We start from the raw sequence: 13,383 nt of genomic DNA on the forward strand, positions 1-13,383 counted from the left end.
AGTTTTACTATTAGACTTCCCATCTGTTTTTTCGACAAATTACCACTCTTTAACAATTTTTTGTGTTGTCGTATGATTGAGATCAGTGTTTATTATTGTATATACATAGCTTCACTTTAATGATGATTTTATAGATTATCTCACTGGAATTAGGATTCAATTAAGAGCTTATATAGAAAAGTAAAGTGAATCAGTGAGAACAAACAACAATAGAAAGGAGAAAAGAAAAATTGAGCTTTCTAAAAAAGGCTTCTTTATCATGCTTTACGGCTGTACTAATTTTCATATTTTGTGAGATTCTCGGAACTAATGATTTAATGCAGCCAGTAATTTCACCAAATCTTGCAGGAGCCGCAGCCAGCAACGGTCTTAAAGGTGAATATTACAATAATATGGATCTGACAGGACTAACCTTCACACGAACGGATTCTAATCTAGATTTTAGCTGGGGGCTAGGATCACCGAGTTCTTCCATCGGGGAGGATTCCTTCTCTGTTCGATGGACGGGTACCGTTAAACCAAAATACAGCCAGACCTATACCTTCTATATGGTCGCAGATGATGGGGTTCGTTTATGGGTCAATGGCCAATTGCTCATCGATAAATGGGTGACACAAGCTAGCGAGCTGACGAGTTTACCCATAACCTTAACTGCGGAAAAAAATTATGACATACGTATCGAGTATTTTGAAAATGGCGGAGGGGCAACAGCTATTCTACAATGGGCAAGCCCAAGTCAAAGCAAACAGATCGTGCCACAAAGTCAGTTAAATCCTCCAGTAGAAGTCTCAGGTATGGGACTGAAGGGGGAATACTATGACAATATAAATCTGAGCGGACTTAAGCTAACACGTACGGATATTAATCTTAACTTTAATTGGGGATTGAGCTCTCCAGCCCCTTCTCTTGGCGCGGATACATTTTCCGTGAAATGGACAGGAACGATCAAACCTAAATATAGTGAAACCTATACATATTATATGATTGCAGATGATGGTATTCGGCTTTGGATAGATGGTCAATTATTAATCGACACATGGGTGACACAAGCCAGGGAGCTGAAGAGTCTACCGATTACATTGATGGCAGGACAGAATTATGATATCCGTATCGAATATTTTGAAAATGACGGAGGAGCAACGGCTATCCTTCAGTGGTCGAGCCCCAGTCAAACCAAGCAAATTGTACCGCAAACCCAGTTGTATCCACCTGCTGAAATTTCGGGCACAGGTCTGAAGGGTGAATATTATGACAATATGGATTGGACAGGACTAAAGCTAACACGAACCGATGCGGATCTTAATTATAATTGGGGTGCCGGGTCTCCAGATGACTCCCTTGGAACAGATACATTTTCAATCCGATGGACAGGAACACTTAAGCCCAAATACAGTGAAATGTATACCTTTTATTTAAATGCGGATGATGGAGTACGTCTTTGGATAGATGGTAAACTTCTTCTTAATCGGTGGGAAAATCAGTCGGGTCAATTTGAAAGCAGCCCTATAGCATTAATTGCAGGTCAACAATACGATATTCAAATTGAATATTTTGAAAATCTAGGCGGCTCAGCCGTTGGATTATTATGGACAAGTCCTAGTCAGACCAAACAATTCATACCGCAGAGTCAGTTGTATCCCCCTGCTAAATTACCCGGTGTCGGCTTGTTAGGTGAGTACTACGACAATATGGATTTGACAGACCTTACACTCACTCGAACGGACCCTGCTATTCATTTTGGGTGGCTCCCCAGATGCTAGCATAGAGGGGGATACATTCTCAGCAAGATGGACGGGAACGATTCGCCCGCTGTATAACGAAACATATACCTTCTATTTCAATTCGGACGATGGGGTCAGACTTTGGGTGAACGGCCAATTGATCATAGACCAATGGGTCACGCAGGCAAGTGAACTGACCAGCCTTCCTATCTCATTGATAGCGGATCAAAACTATGACATTCGTATTGAGTATTTTGAGAATAGTGGAGGGGCAACATCTATTTTATCCTGGTCTAGTGCTAGCCAGATAAAGCAGATCGTGCCTAAGTCCAATTTGTTCTTACCATACAAAACCTATACTCCTGTAGAATACAACTACAATGCGGGAGGACGAATAGAATACATTCGATATTCAGATGGGACTGTTGTTCATTACTACTATGATGCAAACGGTAACTTACTACGGAAGAACCTATAAAAGTGTAAAGGAGTACTATGCAGATGAAGATATTAAAAACAACAATGCTATTGTTGGGAGCGTTAGTAGTCTTTTTAGGATATGGAGATTGTATTCTGACTGCTTCTGCCCAGGACATACCTTATGCCAACTATATTATGGTGGATATAAGTAGCAATCCAAAACCACAAACCTTATATGTCTATAATCAAGGCAGGCTAGAAAATGAAATTCATCCCGATAACTCGATCATTCAATATACATATGATAGGAATGGAAATCTGATAAAGAAGAGTAAAGGCTATTCGTCAACATCGCATGTATTTAGTAGCTCAGCACTTTCCTATGACATCTATTTAAAGGGGGTTTCTGATAGTATCCAACAGGTGACTTTTCCGACATGGACTGAACAAGGTGGACAAGATGACTTGGAATGGATAGCGGGTGAGAAGCTTACTAATGGATTATGGAAAGGAACAGTTGTCCTAGCTAGGCACGGAAAAGAAACAGGCCAGTACAATACACATATCTACGCAGATGGCAAAGCAGTCAGTGGATTAACTGCCACGGTACAAAATAACATAAGAGTGATCTCACCTCATGAAGTATCATTGGCGGATGGTTATTATGAGATTTTTGTGGAAGGAATCGCGAGCAATGTTAGAGAAATTCGATTTCCTACGTGGACAGATTACAATTGGCAAGATGACCTAGTGGATCCATGGATTATCGGCGAAAAAGTAAATGAGACGACATGGAAGATTCGTATTCCCTTTAGTAATCATAATTATGAGACAGGTAGTTATATTACGCATATTTACGCTTATGATAAATATGGAAACATGGAAATGCTAGATGGCACGTCAGTTAATGTTAAGGGGGGGACAGGTGGTTCAAAGGAAACGGACATATCTGGAGTGTCCTACGATGTATTTATCTATGGTGTAGATCCGAAAACGCAAAAAGTCCAATTTCCAACGTGGACAGCGAATAAGGATCAGGATGATTTAGAGTGGATAGAGGGCGTTAAGATTGCAAATGGGGTGTGGAAGGGAACCGTAGTTTACTCAAACCATCATTCAGAAACTGGACGATATAATACTCATGTTTATGCGGATGGGAAATATAGTGGAGCTTGGTTATTTGATGTGACGAATAATACAAGAATCACAGCTCCGAGTGTTGCATACATGAGCAGCAGTTTTTACGATATTACGATAGAAGGAGTTCCCTCTAGTGTTACAGATGTTCGATTTCCAACTTGGACGGTAAGTAATGGTCAAGACGATTTAGAGGATCCATGGATTAAGGGGGAACGTTTAAGTTCTACAAGTTGGCGAATTCGAATTCCTTTCTTTAAACATATCAACGAAACAGGAATGTATGTTACCCATATTTATTCCTTTGATGCTTCTATGAACAAAATGATGATTGGTGAAATTTTAGTAGAAGTAAAGAAGTGAGTGAAATTAAAAGAGGAGATGCAAAATTCATGTTAATGCATCCCAGGATAGGAAGGTATATTGAAGAAGAAACGATTCAAATAGGGAATGAACTATTATTCTAATAGATTATAGATAAATAGTGGGGAATATTTTCATAGAAAGCTAGAAATATAGCTCAATTGTGAGGTAACCAAATAAATTCCTGGGGGAAACTAAGTTGAGAAAAATAAAGCTAGTGAGAAAAATAGTAATGGTCATCATGTGTTTATTTCTGATCCTTCCAAACATTTTGGAAGGAACTGCGAAAGCGAGTACAACCGTTAAAAGTACTTCTGATCAAACGTACATAAACAAAGCACAAGATTTACCTGCTCCCTCACCTACACCACCAGATTTAGTAGATTTCTCAACGGACTCGGGACCACAGCCTACACCTACGACTCGTCCAGAGAACTCCGCGAGTAAAGCGGCTTTAAACGAAAATGATCTGTCTACCGATGAAGTCGTATCCGTGTCTACAGACGTCTATGATCAGATCGATCAGGGTACATTGATCATTCTTAAGTTGAAAACCAAAACCTTACAAAAACAAGGGCAACTAGACGCAGTACGGGCAGGTAAATCCCTTTCAAAACAGACCTTATCACGTTCTGAAGGCAATAAATTATCGGATTTATCTGAATCTGAAATTAAACAACTAGCTGAGGCTGGAGCATCCAAGGTCGATGTTTATTGGATTAATTACCTCACGATAGGTCAATCACATCTGACACCGTTGGAGTTTTGGAAATGGAAACAGGAAAAGGAATTATCTTGGGAAGAAATTGAACAGGAACTTGAGAAGGATGTAGAAATAATTGATCGACCTTCTGTGAAAGACGATGTATATGCCGACAACCCGGCTATATTTAGTGAGAGGCAGTCTGTGACTTCCAGTGTCTATGAGTCAGGGGAGTACTCAGCGCTTGCAGCTAATACGATCAACGCTTTCGATGCAGCATCTTCTAGTGTGTTTAATGATTTAATCGTTCATTCCCAAATCAACCAGATCCAAAAACCTCAGTATAATGACAGTAACAATAGTAGTGAAGTGGTTGATCCGGTGTCGGGAAGTTTGACGCGGAAAGAAAATTTGATACATTTGCCGGGTGTAGATGGTTTGGATCTTGATGTTGGTCTTATGTATGACTCTAATCAGGGCGTCCCCTTTATTTCTTATGTTTTCTGGAACTCTTACTGGCAGATGTGGGATCGGAGTTATAGTTATAGTACTCCTCCTATGAGTATTGGATGGTCATTTCAATTTCCATCTATGCAATATGTCAGCGATCAAGGTATGTTCTATCATGATGGAAAAGGGAACACATATAAAGTTGGAAGCATAGATGGTTTATCCAATTATACGGGATTGATCAATTATAAAGGAAAGGATAAAAGGTTTGTCAGTGAAACATGGAACCAAGGTCAGTTTAGCAATGGTCAAATCCAATCCTCATCTTACATTGAATATTCTGACTTTAAGCGTGAATATTTTTCAGCTAATGGCGATTTAATTGGTATTGTTGATCGCTTTAACAATACTATTACGTTTAAATATGAGAATGCCGGAAAGTTATCCTCCATCACGGACACCATGGGCCGTGTGATTCAATTTAGTTATGAAGACAACCTTTATGACGGAGATGTGGTTATCCGTGTGTTTGACGGAGAAAATGAAGTTCAAAAGGTAGTTTTGACGAAGGAAAGTGTTATAGCTAGTATTCCTAATGGCGATTATGTAGCCCCTCTTCAAATACGTATTCCTGTGCTCTCACAGATTACCAAACAAAATGGAGAAAAAACCTATTTTAACTATCAGAATGAGGTGGCTCTTTATTCTCATTATGGATATATGTTTAATTCTCTTTTAAAAGAAGTGAAGCACCCCCGCTCTACCACCAAATATGAGTATACTTGGGTTAATCGGCATATTGGTGAATATGAGAGCGTCAGAGAATTTCAAGTGGCTTCAAGAGGTGATTATACTGGGTCAAATGCTTACCAGCAAATAAAATATTCGTATAATGGAGATTATGCCGGAAACGCGCCTACTCAATATCCAGGTCACTTACCTGATGACTTCCGATTTAGTACCGCATCAGCAGTGGTCAGTAATACAGCTAGTAACAACCTTCAAACGACAAATACCTTTGATAAAGATGGTAGGGTTTTACGTACAGAGACCCGGGAGGCTGGCGGAGAACGGAAGGTGACGGAAAATACAGCATTTCATGGGGTATTTACTCAGTCACCCATACGAACGACAATCTCAGAATATGCGGCCCAAGATAGTGAAGCCACTGCTAATCATCTGTATACCGAAACTGTATGGAATGATTGGGGCTTACTTCAAAGTCAAACGGAGCCACTAAGTGGTGAACAATTCAACAATCCGGGAATCAAACAGCACTATACAACAACCTATCAATACGAACCTAAATATCGATTCCTAGAAACAAAATCTTGGTACCAGAATGAATCTGATCCGGCCCCATTAATTGAACGATACACCTACACTGACAAGGGAAGGCTATCGACAGTAACGAATGCGTCGGGGGAACAAACCACATATAGTTATGGTAACCGAGATACCTTGGGTGGAATCTCTCAAATGACGGCTGAAAAGACAGCCAAGGGTCAATTGGTAGCTAAAAGTGTAACCATATACGGACCTGAGAGCCGTTACGCCTACCCGACAGAACAACAACAGTGGTTCAACATCGGGAAGTCTGACCAGAAAATCGTGAAGACGAAGATGAGTTACGAGATGGGAACGGGTTTGCTGAAAAGTCAAAGTGACGGCAACGATCAGACTACGGTCTATGAATATGATGCAGCAGGTCGTCTAAAAAAAGAAACACATCCGATTCGAACCAATAGCAATGGAGAAACCTTCAGAGAGGTTATCGATTACAATTATTATCATCAAACCTCCAGTAACTTTGATTCGGTGAATGCAGGGACCTATGTTCTGAAGGTCGATACGATTAAAACCGTCACTCAATTATCCACTAACAGTAGTATGAGAACGTATGCGAATACGTTATATAATGGAATGGGCCTAGCGTTGTTAGAAGAACATTATGACGATAACGTGAGTCAATGGGTCTTCACCCAGTACCACTACGATGATCAAGGACAAGCGATCTATCAAAAGGATGCGTTAGGCAATGAGATTACGGCTAGTTACGATGCATGGGGAAGGCAGAATCGTGCCACAGATGCCAATAACAATATATATGTAACGGATCATAACCTTAAGCAGCGCAAGACAGAAAGTTACATGATTGCTGCTGACACTCAAGAACGATTGAATTATCTGGAAACTATCTATGATCCATGGGGCCAGCCAGTTACCATGAAAACCTATAAAGACTGGCCGAGTCAATCGCAGCCCCTCACAGAAAGTTATCGGTACGACATCAGTGGTAACGTGATCGGTTATACGGACCCTGCGAATCATCTGAACGATGCTGGGATCACAACATCGTATAGCTATGATGCTCTAAATCGTCTAACCTCCGTCTACGATGCGTTAAACCAGCGCACACGCTATACGTACGATGGAATTGGTCAGCTTGCGAAAGTTACGGTGCAAGCTAAAGGTGGAACAGAGCAAATACTGAATACCAAGTACTATAACGAAGTTGGGTTATTGACGAGCAAGCTAGACGGGGCTTCTCAAAGTGAAAGCTTATCCTATAATGCATTAGGGCAATTAACTAGCAAAACCGATCGTAACGGCAGTCTGTTTGGATACAGCTATGACGAAATTGGCGCGCTCAAGTCAAGCACAGTCAGCGGGATGATCAATAACGTATCGCAGACACAGAAAACCGAACTGATCTATAACGACGGTTCGCCTTCTTATCAGACCACGAAGAACTATCTTAACGGAACGATTCAGGCGATGCAGCGAAATACAGTGAACAGTTTGAATCAAGTGCGAAGCACGAACACGGTTGCGTATTCCGCTGGAGCGGTTGCACATTCCGCGTACATCTTTAATCAGCGGGATGCACTAGGCCGAATTACGCAATTGAATGATTATTACTTAAACTTTTACGTGAATTATCAATTCAATAAGTTGAGACTGGACAAAGTACAGACGAATGGCAGCGCTACGGTGAACAGTGCAGCGACGGCCAATGTACAATATAGTTACACCGGGGATGACCTGGTGAAGTCGATTAGCTATCCGACGCTGACAGACGGAAGCATACTAATGACTGTATACACCTATAACAAAGCCCTGAACTGGGTAGAGAGCGTAACGAACCAAAAGGGAGGCAGTGTGCTCTCTAAATATGTGTATGGATATGACAATAATGGAAATATCACTTCGATTACGGAAACGAAAAACAACGGTGTGACACAAAATACACAAACGACAACCTATGGGTACGATGCTTTGAATCGCTTAATTTCAACGGTGCGTCCGGGAGGAAGCAGAGACGCATATACCTATGATGTACGTGGCAATCGCTTGACCATGGAACAAAGTGTGAGTAGCCCAGCAGAGTTTCAGGATACAAGTTATAGCTACGATTTGTGGAACACGCTGACCTCTGTAACCAAGAATGGAAGCACGACGAGCTTCCAGTATTATGCCGACGGCCTGCGCTATCTAAAGAGTACCGGCAGCAGCCACACCCAAGTAAACTATGATAATAACGCTCAGGTTTTGACTGAAGAAAAACTGAGTGGCAACAGCATAGTCCAACAATCCACGTTTGTACGCGGGGACCGGGTACTGGTGAAAAAGGACAAAACGGCAAGTAAAGATTACTATTACCTATACAATGGTCATGGTGATGTGGTACAGATTGTGGATACTAGCGGAAAAACAGTAAATGAGTATAGCTATGATGAATGGGGCAACATCACTAGTCAGACAGAAGGAATCTCCAACTCCTTCAAATACGCAGGCGAAGTGTACGATGCAGAAACGGGACTATACTATTTACGGGCACGGTATTATGATCCGAGTATGGGGCGTTTTTTAAATGAGGATACGTATGAGGGGCAGATAAACAATCCGCTGACGCAGAACTTGTATACGTATGTTGGGAACAACCCAATCAAGTACGTAGACCCTTCAGGTCATTGTTTCTGGGATGCTTGCATACTAGAAGGAGCAGCCGCAGCTGCATTGGTAGAGGGTGCCTTATTTGTTATTGGTGCTGCAAGTGTAATGATTTGGCATAATTCAAGTGCTGCTCCTGTTGAGGTTCCTAGAACGGACGTTTCTAAACCTAAATTGAAAGTTATTCAAGGCGGGAAAAATGACAACAACTCCCAGCAAACGAAACCTATGGCTCCACCTGTTACCAAACCCAATAATAATGATGATAAAAACAAAGAAAGAATATTACTTTACCACTATACCGATAAGCAAGGGTATGATGGAATATTAAGCAGTCGACAAATAAATCCTTCTCTTAAGGCTTTGAGACCAACGGATGCACGTTATGGAGACGGAGTATATCTCACTGACATAGCTCCAAATACTATGAGTTATCAGGAGTTATCGAAGAAGATGTATAATAATGTAAATCAAACGAATAAGACAACATATTATTTCGCTATTGATATTACTGATCTTGTTATAAAATATGGTAGGGATAATGTGTATGTTTATCTTACTCAAACACCATTGGATATATCAGATCGACTTGTCAATGCAGGGTACAATCGGGGGACCACTTCACCGAATATCAGACCATAATCTTTTACTAGGGAGATGATAGCTACATGGATTTTCCAAAATATGAACCAGAGTATCCGTCAATAGATGTATTTATAACAAGGTTTTTTAATAATCTGAGTAAAGTACTAATATTTGAACAGGAAACGAAGTTTGCATTTCCTATCCTATCATTGGAAGATAGTATTGAGATATTTGGTCAAGAATACATTATAAAGAATAAACAGTTTGCATTTCACGAAGATGCTTTTATGACCATCTATTACATTGAGGATCTTATAAAGAGTAGTTAACCATTAATTTGATATGAAGATTAAACCACATGCAAGGGCTGACGACCCCATGTGGTTTTTTTTTGGAAGAGTAGTTGACATTCTGAGTATGGCGATATACAATTAATCTCGAAAGACATACTAGGTATGGCGGTGATTGAGATGATAGGATTACAATTTATAGCTGATACGTTTCACATGGAGTACAAAACAGTAGCAGGAGCAATCGGTGTTTCTAAGCAAACATTTCAAGACTGGATCAAAGAAAGACGCAAGATTCCCCAACCACGTCTTGAACAATTGTCTCAGTTATTCGGGATTGAGGATCAAACGTTATTCCAGAAGGAGTTACTGCAGTCCGAAAAGTCAGAAATAATGATGGTTTACTTAACAAAAACGGATGAACACGAGGAAATAGAAATTACAGATATTGATAACCACGGCAACGAATACACAACAACCCAGCACTATTCGCAGAATAGACAACTTATTGAGTACATTCATGAAGAACAAAAAAGGGAAAGACTTATCGAAAAAGTGAATGCATTGCTGAATGCTGATTCAAACGAAGAAAATGAAAATCTTAGACTGTTTGAAGATGTAGTTACGGTAATGCAGGATCAGAATCTAAGTAAAGGCACAGCGATGAAAATGGTCTTATATTATCTCGTCCATCGAGATAATGAGTGGGGAATACATCCAGATTATGCAAAATACGAACACAAACAGTTCTTTGAGAAACTTGACAAGTTGTTTGAAGAAATTGGAATTAAATCTTGATAGGTGGTGAATACGATGAACAAGATAGATACGAGTTGAACAATAGACCAACTCCAGCGGTTGGTTCCCATTCTTATAACATCTCCAATCTCATCCAATATTTTAGACTACTAGAAATGAAAGAAGGCTCCTTATGTTTGACACTATCATACTGAAAGCAAGACCTATTCCTATTGATCCACATATATTAAGTCAATACAACGAACATTCAACTACATTCTTCAGTAAAGAAACGGGTGCTTTGAACACAAGCTATAAGATATACGATGATAAGCTACCATTTATAAAGTATATCGAGGCTAGCCAATCACTTACAGTACAAGTATCCATGCCGAAGTTTCTTTACGGAGACAATGTTACTATGCTCACAGAACCAGACATTCCTCTGTTCTTTGAACAGTTGCAAGAGAGGCTGTTCCATCTCTTTGATGTATTTATTCCACACTCTGAATGGATAATAAGCCGATGTGATGTCTGTTGTAATTTTCAAGTGGGCAAGAAGGTCGGTGAGTATGTGCGGATGCTCAGTAGGCAGCAACTTGCTTACAAGAATACTATTGCGTACAACCAAGATCAGACCGTTGAATACCGAAACAAGAGTAGCAGAACTATATTGTATGACAAGCACAAACAAACCCAGAAGGAAAAGGCTCCAACTGAGGTAATTGAACGTTCTAAAGGTATACTGCGACTAGAAGTCCGACCTAGCGACAATGATCTGAGAAGATTCTCGACAACGAGGAAGGCAGTAGAATTACTCCAAAAACCATTCTTTGACTATACGATTGAGAAGACGCTTGCGCAGATTGAATATCCAGAAGAAGTTGGCGATATAGACTTATCTTGGCTAATGGAGAACAGAGAGAACATATCCAAGATCGAAACTGTTCTTGGTTTCCAACTACTGCAAAGCATATTCGATGAGCCTGTATTAAGGCAGCTTTATACACCATCTACTTATGCCAATCGAAAAAACTTGGCAAAAAAAATAGCAATTCCCCAAAGGAACTGCCTAGATCGTCTTGCTATAAATAGCTAGAAGACACATCCACACCGATGGACACGTTATTTTGCCGATAACGATAAAAAGTCCAACATGCTGGATGAAATAAAAATAACATAGTCTCTATTGTACTTGAAAATAAAGAGATTTCAATCCCTCCCTTCCGGGAAATGTTCACCATTACGATAGGAAAACACCCGGGGGTGGTTTACATCAAAAAGCATGATTCTTGTTGAGAAATAGGGCGTAGCACATCCAGCGCCCGACCCGACGTGCATTTAGACACCTTATGCTTCCGAATCTTCAACAATCAGTTCATGGATGGAGATGTCTAGGGCTTCACATATCGCTTCCAGCGTTCGGATATAGACCCTGTCCACTGAATCGGAACAGAGATGATTGATGGTTGCGTAGCGAATGTTCATTTGCATAGAGAGTTGACGTTGAGAAATTCCTTTCTCAGCAAGTATTTCTTTTAAGCGAATCTTTAATTTCATAGGAAAATAATCCTCCAACGTAAAAACGTACTATTAACCGTACTATATCACATTGTGTCCAATCTAGCATTGATATATACGCTTAAAGGTACTATAATCACTATATACTCTTAAGAGTATATAGTGATGATGTTACAGCAATTCTAATTCATGTAACGCTAAGGTTATGCGGGGAGGTAAACCTAATGAATGTCATAGGCTATGTACGGGTCAGTACACAAGGTCAGGTGAAGGATGGCTACAGCTTGTCCTACCAGCAAGACGAGATTCAGTCGTACTGTGAGCAGCAGGGATGGTGTCTGGTTCATGTCTTTACCGACGAGGGGATCAGTGGAGCGAAAGTGGACGAGGAAGCCTTAGAAGTCGAACGAGAGGGCTTCCAAGACATGTTGACCTATGTATCAAGTTACAAGGTAGATTACGTTGTTGTCCTGAACACGAGCAGATTATGGAGAAGCGATATCGTCAAAGTCCTTGTTCATCGGGAACTGAAAAAACGTAGTATCGACATTCGGAGTATTGAACAACCAACCTATAGCATTTTTAAGAAAGACCCGTCTGACTTTCTAATTAATGGTTTGATGGAATTGCTGGATGCTTATCAGCGGCTGGAGATTGCTATGAAACTGGGACGTGGACGAAACAAAAAGGCTTCCGAAGGCAAGTTTGCTGGTGGAGGTATTCCTTTTGGTTACAAAGGGAAGCGGGGATCAAAGCAAATGTTCATTGACGAACAGAAGGCATCCACGGTTCAGCGGCTATTTCAATTGAAAGAACAATACCCTGTATGGTCATTGTCGGCTTTAGCAGAGAAGCTAAACGAAGAAGGATTCACAACGGAACAAGGGAAGAGATTCACCAAAGTACAGGTGAAACGAATCCTAGATCGTAAAGCATTTTACCAAGGAACGTATCGTTATGGGCAGATAGAAGCAGACGGTAAACATCAAGCTATCCTACAGTCTGGAGGAATGTGCTTGTGACGATATTACAAGATAAGTATGAATCGCTGGTTGAGCAAGAAGATCAGCTTCTAACAAGTCTCCGAACCACTGCCGCTTATGAAAATGCCATGTTTCAAATTACACATGAACAAGCTGCGGAGATTCACTTGCCGACAGCGGAGAAAATCATAGATAAGATTCACGAGTACACAGAAGAACTGCGGCTAGACCTGCTTTATGTACGTCTGGAGAAGTCACATGTTGCTGGGATGTTAAAACTTACAGCTTTCTAAGCATTATAGTAAACAAGAGATTGCTAACGTATCTTTGCGGCACCGACCGCTCGAACTGAGGATGCAAACTTGTTTATCAATGATGTTTTCGCCACTCGTTTGAGTGGTTACTAATGGGCTGGATACATACAGATCAAGCACAAAGGACAGCAAAGATTCTTGAATGACACGAAAATCGAATCCATTAGTAACAATTCAAATACAGAGGGAGCAAAAGAGCATGAT

At 40.6% G+C, this 13,383-nt stretch carries 10 protein-coding genes; 9 read left to right on the forward strand and 1 reads right to left on the reverse strand.

The window, feature by feature from the left end; all coding sequences use genetic code 11:
- Positions 1 to 230: 230 nt before the first annotated feature.
- The 7 genes from PODO_RS29900 to PODO_RS06855 all read left to right on the forward strand — a co-directional run bounded on the left by PODO_RS29900 (position 231) and on the right by PODO_RS06855 (position 11,460).
- Positions 231 to 1,760: a PA14 domain-containing protein gene (locus PODO_RS29900; RefSeq protein WP_052096854.1), complete on the forward strand. Its 1,530-nt coding sequence runs from the start codon at positions 231 to 233 to the stop codon at positions 1,758 to 1,760.
- Positions 1,738 to 2,199, forward strand: coding sequence for a PA14 domain-containing protein (locus PODO_RS06830; RefSeq protein ID WP_169744744.1), 462 nt, complete (start codon positions 1,738 to 1,740; stop codon positions 2,197 to 2,199). Before PODO_RS29900 ends, PODO_RS06830 begins: the two co-directional genes overlap by 23 nt.
- Before the next feature lie 23 nt (positions 2,200 to 2,222).
- Complete coding sequence (locus PODO_RS06835; RefSeq protein ID WP_244886432.1) at positions 2,223 to 3,641, forward strand: GBS Bsp-like repeat-containing protein; 1,419 nt, start codon at positions 2,223 to 2,225, stop codon at positions 3,639 to 3,641.
- Between the two features lie 217 nt (positions 3,642 to 3,858).
- A complete protein-coding gene (locus PODO_RS06840; protein ID WP_169744745.1) occupies positions 3,859 to 9,390 on the forward strand; it encodes an RHS repeat-associated core domain-containing protein in 5,532 nt (1,843 codons plus the stop codon).
- A 26-nt stretch (positions 9,391 to 9,416) separates the two neighbouring features.
- Positions 9,417 to 9,662 carry a hypothetical protein gene (locus tag PODO_RS06845; protein WP_038569358.1) on the forward strand — a complete coding sequence of 82 codons (246 nt, stop codon included), beginning with the start codon at positions 9,417 to 9,419 and terminating at the stop codon, positions 9,660 to 9,662.
- A gap of 126 nt (positions 9,663 to 9,788) precedes the next feature.
- On the forward strand, positions 9,789 to 10,421 hold the full coding sequence (locus tag PODO_RS29905) for a helix-turn-helix domain-containing protein (protein ID WP_155288102.1): 633 nt from the start codon (positions 9,789 to 9,791) through the stop codon (positions 10,419 to 10,421).
- A 133-nt stretch (positions 10,422 to 10,554) separates the two neighbouring features.
- Positions 10,555 to 11,460 (forward strand): hypothetical protein, encoded by a 906-nt coding sequence (locus tag PODO_RS06855; protein ID WP_038569360.1) that lies wholly within the window; start codon positions 10,555 to 10,557, stop codon positions 11,458 to 11,460.
- A gap of 251 nt (positions 11,461 to 11,711) precedes the next feature.
- On the opposite strand, the gene PODO_RS06860 is transcribed toward PODO_RS06855, so the two are convergent.
- Positions 11,712 to 11,921 carry a helix-turn-helix domain-containing protein gene (locus PODO_RS06860; protein WP_025694734.1) on the reverse strand — a complete coding sequence of 70 codons (210 nt, stop codon included), beginning with the start codon at positions 11,919 to 11,921 and terminating at the stop codon, positions 11,712 to 11,714.
- Positions 11,922 to 12,106: 185 nt separating this feature from the next.
- On the opposite strand from PODO_RS06860, the gene PODO_RS06865 reads away from it, so the two are divergent.
- Both PODO_RS06865 and PODO_RS06870 read left to right on the forward strand, forming a co-directional pair.
- Entirely contained in the window at positions 12,107 to 12,904 is a 798-nt protein-coding gene (locus PODO_RS06865) for a recombinase family protein (protein ID WP_038569363.1), read from the forward strand.
- Positions 12,901 to 13,158, forward strand: a complete 258-nt coding sequence (locus PODO_RS06870) for a hypothetical protein (RefSeq protein ID WP_038569365.1) — start codon at positions 12,901 to 12,903, stop codon at positions 13,156 to 13,158. The genes PODO_RS06865 and PODO_RS06870 overlap by 4 nt, the downstream gene beginning before the upstream one ends.
- The last annotated feature ends 225 nt before the right edge of the window (positions 13,159 to 13,383 follow it).

This window comes from Paenibacillus odorifer, assembly GCF_000758725.1.
GTDB classification, from domain to species: Bacteria; Bacillota; Bacilli; order Paenibacillales; family Paenibacillaceae; genus Paenibacillus_AQ; species Paenibacillus_AQ odorifer.

Excerpts from the sequence above, each read along its gene's own strand:
- PODO_RS06860 (WP_025694734.1), bottom strand. The coding sequence starts at position 11,921 with ATGAAATTAAAGATTCGCTTAAAAGAAATACTTGCTGAGAAAGGAATT.
- PODO_RS06865 (WP_038569363.1), top strand. The coding sequence starts at position 12,107 with ATGAATGTCATAGGCTATGTACGGGTCAGTACACAAGGTCAGGTGAAG.
- PODO_RS06845 (WP_038569358.1), top strand. The coding sequence starts at position 9,417 with ATGGATTTTCCAAAATATGAACCAGAGTATCCGTCAATAGATGTATTT.
- PODO_RS06835 (WP_244886432.1), top strand. The coding sequence starts at position 2,223 with ATGAAGATATTAAAAACAACAATGCTATTGTTGGGAGCGTTAGTAGTC.
- PODO_RS29905 (WP_155288102.1), top strand. The coding sequence starts at position 9,789 with ATGGCGGTGATTGAGATGATAGGATTACAATTTATAGCTGATACGTTT.
- PODO_RS06855 (WP_038569360.1), top strand. The coding sequence starts at position 10,555 with ATGTTTGACACTATCATACTGAAAGCAAGACCTATTCCTATTGATCCA.